4 protein-coding genes and 2 pseudogenes are annotated in these 6,613 nt (G+C 47.4%); all 6 read left to right on the plus strand.

Translation table 11 applies throughout. From position 1 onward, the window contains the following. A pseudogene (locus tag CHU32_RS28745) lies at nucleotides 1–864 on the plus strand (hypothetical protein); the annotation flags it as partial. 5 nt (nucleotides 865–869) lie between these two features. Continuing rightward, nucleotides 870–3,308, plus strand: coding sequence for a phospholipase D-like domain-containing protein (locus CHU32_RS27325; RefSeq protein ID WP_139156245.1), 2,439 nt, complete (start codon nucleotides 870–872; stop codon nucleotides 3,306–3,308). Between the two features lie 26 nt (nucleotides 3,309–3,334). Next, the gene (locus CHU32_RS27330) at nucleotides 3,335–4,489 is read left to right on the plus strand and encodes a T6SS immunity protein Tli4 family protein (protein ID WP_103678810.1); all 1,155 of its coding nucleotides are present in this window, start codon (nucleotides 3,335–3,337) and stop codon (nucleotides 4,487–4,489) included. A 16-nt stretch (nucleotides 4,490–4,505) separates the two neighbouring features. Next, entirely contained in the window at nucleotides 4,506–5,402 is an 897-nt protein-coding gene (locus CHU32_RS27335; protein WP_103678811.1) for a T6SS immunity protein Tli4 family protein, read from the plus strand. Between the two features lie 55 nt (nucleotides 5,403–5,457). Continuing rightward, nucleotides 5,458–5,661: a hypothetical protein gene (locus CHU32_RS27340; protein WP_103678812.1), complete on the plus strand. Its 204-nt coding sequence runs from the start codon at nucleotides 5,458–5,460 to the stop codon at nucleotides 5,659–5,661. A gap of 680 nt (nucleotides 5,662–6,341) precedes the next feature. Further along, nucleotides 6,342–6,613, plus strand: a pseudogene (locus CHU32_RS27345) (type VI secretion system tip protein VgrG); the annotation flags it as partial.

Below are 6,613 nucleotides of genomic sequence, written 5' to 3' on the forward strand. Positions count from 1 at the left end.
GTGACGGTGGAAGGGAAGCAGGAGCAGAGCACGACGGGAGACCATATCAGCCGGGTCGGGGGGACGCACAGCCTGGAGGTGAAGGGAGACCTGGCGCGGAAGGTGAGCGGTGCGCTGGGCGTTAAGGTCCAGGACAGTATCGTGCTGCAAAGCAGCGGCAGTATCAGCCTGAAAGTGGGGGCATCGTTCGTGGTCATTCAGGCGGGCGGGGTGGATATCACGGGGCCGAGGATAAACCTGAACGGCGGAGGGAGTCCGGGAACACCGGTACCGACACTGCAACCGGCGGTACTGAAGGCGCTGAAGGATGATGGGGATAGTGACGCGGATGACGGGCAGGATAACGGAGACGCAGGAGGGGGAAATGGCGGAGCCGGGGCTGGTAAATTCCCGCCACCCGCAGATCCGAAGGTATACAAGCCAGCGATACGCTTGTCAGATGCGCCCGGGATGAATGGCCTGGCGTTATCGGGCCGGATGTGGAACATCGTGGTGGCGTCCTCGTTCCTTCAGGCTGTCACAACCGATCAGAGTGTAATGAACGGGAGAAGCGATGATAACGGTAAGCTGTTTGCGTCGGAAGAACAAAAACAGGAACTGATGGAACTGTACCAGCAGTATTCATCGACCCTGTGGCTGGTGCAGGGGGGTAAGGCATACCACCTCGATTTTCGTTTTGTATCTGCTCAGGAAGATCCGAGGATTAAGGATTATTGTGCCCAGGATGCGATGGGGTATCACCGGTATTTTAACTCGGTGGTGGACTCCACGCCGGGAGATGAACTGTGGCAGTGCGTGCAGCAGGAGTCGGGAACGGAAGAGAGCGGGATGCTGCTGAATATTGCTTTGCTGGATGAGGAATAATTATTATGTCAGATAATATCAGTAACTGCACTATCTATTTTACGGACGAAAGTGAAAAATCTAAAATGGCGCACGGTACAGATATGCACTGGATTCATTACACCGCCAAAATTGATGATAAAGAAATAGCACAAAATTTTGCTCAATATACTGAGGGAAACCAGGTTGATGCCTGCCTGGGAGGAAAAGCCTATTATGATAAATTACTGGCTGAGTTTGGGAAGGCGGCGAAAAGTATTTATATTACCGGCTGGCAGGTCAACTGGGATGCGTTGCTGGAACCGGGTAAAAGACTGGTTGATGCGTTATGGGAACAGGTGAATGTAAAACCGCAGCTGAAAGTCTATATCATGCCCTGGAAGAATTCATCCGTGTTGGAGACGTATACGAGAGCCACAGAGCGGGTGTTTGCGGCGCTGAACACGAAACTGGGCCGGGAAGCGTTTTACGTCCGGCTGGCGGGGCAACAGTCCAGTATTTTTTTCTCCCATCACCAGAAGTGCGTGATTATTGATGAGTCTGTAGCCTTTTTGGGAGGGATAGATCTGGCCTACGGGCGCTATGATGAGAACACCGGTCTGGAGGGGTATACGCTGAAGGCGGATGCGGCAAACCGGAAAGGGATGAATATGTATAACTCCTGCGTTTGCTATATGGAGCCGCTGAGTTCCGGGATATCCGGTGAGGACTGTTACGATCCAAGGGTGGAGTTCGATCCGCAGGAAGATTCATTTCCGGAGGACAGACGCCGGACAAAAGCGGAGCGCCAGGCGGAAGGAGAGAAAGTGGCACTGCGCATTGCGGATGCAGTGCTGAATCCGCACAATTATCAGCGCCCGAATGCGGATGCGCCCGAAAAACATTCGCCCGAATCGCATTTACCGTTTCCCGAGGAGCAGGAGGAGCCACCACGATACCACTGGCTGGATGCAGGGCATCAGCCGCGGATGCCGTGGCAGGATTACCAGGTGCGGATTGAGGGGCCAGCGGTGGACGATCTGGTGAGAAACTTTGTCTGGCGCTGGAACAGCTACGGTGAGGAGAGTAAAAAAAGCGAATTACAGACGGATAAACCTCATCTGACAGCCCCGGTAAAGTATCCGTCGCCGAAACCCGGCACCTGCCAGGTGCAGGTGCTGCGCAGTGCGTCGCTGAAAATGCGGAATAAAGAGCATGACGCAAATTCAGATGCGCCAGCACCCGAAATGAAACAGGACGATATCCGCCGGAGCATGTTCCAGCTTATCAGCAAGGCGGAGCACTATATTTACATCGAAAATCAGTTTTTTATTTCGGCGTTTGGCAAGCCGTCGATAGCGGATAATGCACCGCTGAGTGCGGTCGCGAAGGAGATATCCGGAAAGGCGGCAGCGGTGGCGAGCAAAGGAGGGCCGGGGAACTCAAACGCGGAACCTGTGAACGAGATAGCGGAATGGCTGGGGGACAGGATAACACACGCCATTTATGCGAATATGCAGCAACCGTTCCACGTGTATATCGTACTGCCGGTGCATGCGGAAGGAAGGCTGAATGACGGTCCAATCGTGGCGCAGGTGCACCAGACACGGCAGTCACTGGTGTTTGGTAGCCGGAGCCTGCTGAACCGGGTACGCCAGGCGCTGTGGGTGATGGAGCAGTTATCACCGTCAGAGCGGCAGGATTGGTATGATAAAATTCCGAAGAAAGAGCAGGAATGGCTGGATAAGGAACTGTATAAAGATGATGATTTCTCGGCGTGCGATGCGTATGTGACGCTGCTGAACCTGCGGGCATGGGATAATATTGGCGGAGTACCGGTGACGGAACAGGTTTACGTTCACAGCAAGCTGATGATAGTGGACGACCGTTATGTGCTGGTGGGGAGCGCAAATATCAATGAGCGGAGTCTGAAAGGGGACGGGGACTCGGAGCTGGCAGTACTGGTAATGGATACGGAGCACTGTACGCAGGTGATGGATGATATCGGAACACAGACGCCGGTGAGGCAATTTGCGCAGGATTTAAGGATGAATGCGTGGAGGAAGATCCTGGGGGAGGCTGCCGGGGAGGTTGATCTGGAGAAACCAGCATCGGCGGCGTGCTGGAGAGCGATAAGGGCGCGGGCAAAGGCGAATACGAATATTTATGATGAGGTGTTTGATTTTATTCCGAAAGATCAGGTAACTAACATGGGAGTTGATGTTAGCGATCAGCCAAGTGATAAAAGCAGAAAAGAGGATTTAATGCCCGCATCGCTGTGGCCCGTATATATGGCTGGACATAATAATCCGAAGGAAGCAATGGAGCAAATGCCATTTTCAGAAAATTTCTGGAACAATTATAAGGGGATTGTAAAAAATGCGGATAAACTCAGTGGGGTAAAAGGCTATATTACATTACTCCCTGTACACTGGACTGAAGGTGAAAACAATCTGATTGATTATCATGCCGCACTGATTAATTAAATGCTGCATATAAGAAAGGTGGTTATATGAAATATCCTGGATTGATATTTTTATGTTTGTATTCTTGTTTTTCTAATGCTGAAGATCTAAAGTGGCGTGATGAATGTGTTGGATATTATCAGTTTCAATTACCTGATAATAGTGATGTGGCTTTATATCCGGCAGAAGGTACTTTTCATCCAAGAAAAAGGACTGAGGCGATTGGGGGGGAATTATATATAAAGTCTGTTGTTACTTTTGGAGCATATAGAGGTTTTTCCGATAATGATGCGACTCAGGCACAGTTCTCTAGTTTTGATTATGCCAAGTATTATTATATGGTTTCAACGAAATCTAAAACTCCTATAGATATATACAATTTTAAAAAGATGGTGAGGGAAAATTTTGACTCCAAGATTAATTATAGGCGAGACAGAACTTCTTATCCTAAAGAATATTTTGACAGAATGAGCAAGTACATCATAAAAGACTATGAAAATGCATTTGGATTTTATAAATCCGTTGCTTATAGTCTTTATATATTTAAGGATGATCGTCAGTATTATTTCTCTGGTGCAGCTGAAGAGGAAAAGAACGATAATTCACAGACAACCGATAAGTTTTTGCATGACAATGAACCAGAGGTCCTTTCTTTATTGCACCGTTTTCGTCCACGTCAGCTATACGAGGTTCCATCAGAGCCAGGCTTTTGCCTGCCCGTTGGTTTTGTCGCTAACGATTCCGGTCATGAACCGCGAAACATGGCAGTCACTTACCGGATGAAGGATCATCCGGATGTGACCATCCTGTTCCAGGATGCCAGTTTTCAGTACCCGGAAATGCTTCCACAAACGGAGCGGGGGGGAGACATAATAGAAAATTACAGCGCGAAGGATTTCATCAAATGGATGTGGAGTACCACATACCTGCCGTCCGGCGACAAAAAGATACAGTGGTCAACGATCGAAATGGATGGCCGTAAAGGAACGGGGTCGTTTATGAAATCGACGGCGAGAGACGGCCATGTTGACTATGGTTACGTGGGGTTTGTCCGGGGCGATCCGCAGGACAGTACCCGTAAACCCGACCTACAGGTCTATGTGGTGAGTTACGGGAATATGACGAGAGGCCACCCGCGTATGACACCGGGCGAACTGAAGGCGCTGGCGGAGCATATTGTGAACTCCGTAAGGCATCGTTAGTAATATAGGGAGTTATATGAAACATCCTGGCCTGATATTTTTATGTTTGTATTGTTGTTTTTCTAATGCTGAAGATCTAAAGTGGCGTGATGAATGTGTAGGATATTATCAATTTCAGTTGCCAGAAAATATTGAAGTAGCAGTGGAACATATTGATGGTCTTATTCATCCACTAAAGAGAACACAGGCTATGGGGGCTGTTCAATATATCCCATCAAAAATCACATTTGGATTATACAATAATATAAATGACAATGATACAACTCAAGCACAGTTTTCTAATTTTATTTATGATGATCACGACATAACTATCTCAACAAAAAATGACACTCCTTTGGATATTTATTCGTTTGAGCGAATGCTTAAAGAAAATATTGATTTTAAAATAAATTACTTAAAAAACATCACTGATGAATCAAATGATGAATTTAATAGGGCAACAAAATATATAATTAGAGAATATGAAAATGCCTTTTCATTTTATAAAGTAAACTCTTACTCGTTATACATTATCAAAAATAGGCGAGTGTATAGATTTTATAGTAATATAAATGATATCCCTCCCACGAAGACGCAAACAACAAATGATTTTCTCCTCAATAACGAATCAAAAGTTGTTTCTTTGATGAATCGTTTTCTTCCACGCCAGTTATATGAGGTTCCATCAGAGCCTGGGTTTTGCCTGCCCTATGGTTTTGTGGCTAACGATTCCGGCCATGAGCCGCGAAATATGGTAGTCACTTACCGGATGAAGGATCATCCGGATGTGACCATCCTGTTCCAGGATGCCAGTTTCCAGTATCCGGAAATGCTTCCACAAACGGAGCGGGGGGGGAGACATAATAGAAAATTACAGCGCGAAGGATTTCATAAAATGGATGTGGAGTACCACGTATCTGCCCTCTGGCGATAAAAAGATACAGTGGTCAACGATCGAAATGGATGGCCGTAAAGGAACAGGGTCGTTTATGAAATCAACGGCGAGAGATGGTCATGTTGACTATGGCTACGTGGGATTTGTCCGGGGCGATCCGCAGGACAGTACCCGTAAACCCGACCTACAGGTCTATGTGGTGAGTTACGGAAATATGACAAGAGGCCACCCGCGTATGACACCGGGCGAGTTGAAGGCGCTTGCGGAGCATATTGTGAACTCCGTAAGGCACCGTTAGTCGTGATGATAATTTAAATTCAGGTGTCCATGAGGTTCAGGAACTGGAGACAGGAAAGACGCAGATACTGAGCGTAAAAACGCACCTGGAAAGCTGGGGCTGATTTTTTCTCTAATACAGTGTTCAGTGCCCAGTGCCTGTGATGAAGAGTTTCCTCTGGACGATACATCAGCATCGGTTATTCGTCTGCTGGTAGATAAATGGGGGCGACTAGCCGAACTATCGTCGATGATAAAAGAGAAGCCAAATCTGGAATATGAATTTATTAATCACCTCCGCGTAATTTTTAATGAAGATGATATTAAGAAATTAATTTATTATTCTGTGTCGGATTGTTTTATTGATAATAATGTATTATGCGGAAAGTTGCATGACCAGCTCTATCCGCTTTAAACTCATTGCATAAACCATATCAGGAGCCGGAGAATAATAAGATGCTTTCCGGGAAGTATTCTGAAAGAAAAAATTTTCAACCGCCAGAAATATACAAATTGTAAATAGTCAGCAGCTTTTTATATCTGTCCCTGACTTTGTGTTAAGTACAGAAAAATTGTTCACAAATGGTTCTGGTAACGCTGGCAGAATATCGATGTTCCTGTTCCTGTGGTTGACCGTTATTTAACTGGCTGACCTGACCGCTTCTGTATCCTGTGATGCAATAACGAAAGAGAGATTATTTTATGTCACTAAGAGGACTGCGTTTCACACTGGCGGTGGACGGCATCATGGAGATGGCGACGGCAGTGGTGAGCTTCCGCCTGACGGAGCGTTATTCCGCGCCGTTTTCGCTGGAGGTGAGCATCGTCAGCGGACTGTTCGACCTGACGGCGGAGGACTTCCTGGAGAAGGGAGCGGTGCTGACGGTGTGGCAGGGAGATATCCCGGTGCGTCACGTGAGCGGCATCGTGAACGGCGTGGTGCCGGGGGAGAACAGCGGGTGGCAGATGAGCTA

This window comes from Superficieibacter electus (assembly GCF_002915575.1).
GTDB classification, from domain to species: domain Bacteria; phylum Pseudomonadota; class Gammaproteobacteria; order Enterobacterales; family Enterobacteriaceae; genus Superficieibacter; species Superficieibacter electus.